This is a genomic window from Endozoicomonas sp. ONNA2 (genome assembly GCF_024606365.1).
In the GTDB taxonomy this organism is placed as follows: domain Bacteria; phylum Pseudomonadota; class Gammaproteobacteria; order Pseudomonadales; family Endozoicomonadaceae; genus Endozoicomonas.
This window is the reverse complement of record NZ_JAHHPO010001005.1, coordinates 1-1553: the sequence shown is the minus strand read 5'-3', so window position 1 is coordinate 1553 and position 1553 is coordinate 1. Positions and strand designations below refer to the sequence as shown.

General features: G+C 52.2%; 1 protein-coding gene. It reads right to left on the bottom strand.

Annotation, left to right across the window (positions count from 1 at the left end):
• Positions 1-189: 189 nt before the first annotated feature.
• A complete protein-coding gene (locus KDK14_RS17740) occupies positions 190-1446 on the bottom strand; it encodes an MFS transporter (RefSeq protein WP_257266525.1) in 1257 nt (418 codons plus the stop codon).
• Between the last annotated feature and the right edge of the window lie 107 nt (positions 1447-1553).

Genomic DNA, 1553 nt, shown 5'->3' with positions numbered 1-1553 from the left:
GAGGATAAAAAGTCGGAAATTTTTAGTGAATAGTGGTTCTATTTACTAAAAATTTTCGACTTTTTAGATCAATTTACTGCCACCGCAGTAGGGCAGTCTATTCTCGGACAGCCTCCCAGGGGTGAATCTGAGTACTCACCGTGGGCAGCGGCAGGCGTCAAGCGCGCAGCGCTTATCGAAATATTGAAGTTATGTTCCTGAACTTGCCGACGTATCTTCGCTTTCCAATAACTCCTCCGCCTCAGAACGGGGGTCAATCTGCGTGACAATGGGCGTTGTGCCGGGTACTGGAATAAAATGTTGCTCTTCGCTGGTGTAGATCGCAGGACGGTAAGCCATTCGAATCAGGAAGAAGAGGCCGGTAGCTCCCATCACTGTGATGAAATACAGCATCAGACCTTCTGCAATATGGCCCATAAACAGTGAGGCCAGGATCGGGCCAACACAGGCACCAAAGCTGTAGGCAAGCAAAAGCCCCTGGGTTCCGGCAACAATATCATCCGGGTGCATATGATCACAGCCGTGGCTGATGGCCAGTGGATAGAGAGTAAAGGTAGCGCCGCCAAACAGAAATAATGAGGGATAATACAGCCAGCTCTCGTGGGAGCCGAGGATCAGGGTAAAGCAAATGGCGCAACCAGCCAGGGCCACCAGAATCAACATTTTACGCCGGTCGATCCTGTCAGAGAGGTAACCCACCGGAAACTGCAGTGCCATTCCGCCAGTCATGGTGATGGCCAGAAAGATCGCTACGGTGTGGTCATCACTGCCGCTCAGGTCGGCCAGGTAAATGGGCAGCATGGAATACAAGCCACCCAACACCAGACCACCGGCAAAACAGCCGAGTACGCCGGACGGTGTCAGTTCGAACAGCTTTGTGAATCCCAGGGTAGAAGCCTCTTCTATCTCAGGTGTCGGGATGCGCGTCATGGCCGGTGGGAAGATCGACAACGACAGCAGAATACCGATCAGGATAAACGGCATCAGACTACTGCTATCAAGGAAGCCGACAAACAGCTGTCCGATGGCATTGGCACCATAGAGTGACACCATGTAGAAAGACAGGACCTTGCCCCGGTTGGTGCTGTCACTTTCACAGAGCAGCCATGACTCAACCACCACAAATATGCCAGCCACCGCCATGCCGTTAAGGAAGCGCAGTACCAGCCAGCTGATGGTATGTTCTGACAGTGCCAGGCTCAATACAGTGGCACAGAGCAACGCCATGAAACAGGCGAACGAGCGAATATGGCCTACCCGGCAGACAATACTTTCTGAGCGAAATGACCCGGCCAGTAATCCCAGGTAGTAGGCGGTACCCATCAGACCGGCCATAAAGTCATTGCCGTCTGTTTCATTGATTCTCAGGGGAATCAGAGTTGTCAGGTAGCCACTGGCCAGGGCAAAAATAAACATGCCTGACAGTGGCGCAACAAAACGTATCATAGTTTGCAGCCCGGTAACGGTGTTAACAAGTAGAGAAGATAAGCTAATTATTCCTGGGAGGCTGTCCGAGAATAGACTGCCCTACGCGGCAACTGCTCCTGCGTTGC

What these genes read in the sequence shown, in the direction of transcription:
- KDK14_RS17740 (WP_257266525.1), bottom strand. Translation starts at nt 1,446, where the DNA reads ATGATACGTTTTGTTGCGCCACTGTCAGGCATGTTTATTTTTGCCCTG.